Genomic DNA, 230 nt, shown 5'->3' on the forward strand with positions numbered 1-230 from the left:
ACATTTCGCCGGATACGTTCACGGCGCAGCTCGCGGTTGAGGTCATTGGCAATCACTTCCAGCCGCTGCTTGATCGCGGCCTTGAGGTCAACTTCAAACAGGAAATGCACACCACCGCGCAGGTCCAGGCCCAGGCTCATGGGCTGCAGACCGATGTTGCGAATCCATTGTGGCGTGCTGGGCGCCAGGGTCAGTGCCACCACGTAAACCTTGCCCAGACTTTCCCGCAG

General features: G+C 60.0%; 1 pseudogene. It reads right to left on the reverse strand.

Annotation, left to right across the window (positions count from 1 at the left end):
• A pseudogene (gene secD / locus ACQY6F_RS19120) lies at window positions 1–230 on the reverse strand (protein translocase subunit SecD); the annotation flags it as partial.

The sequence above is a fragment of the Vibrio sp. genome (assembly GCF_050299255.1).
Classification (GTDB): domain Bacteria; phylum Pseudomonadota; class Gammaproteobacteria; order Enterobacterales; family Vibrionaceae; genus Vibrio.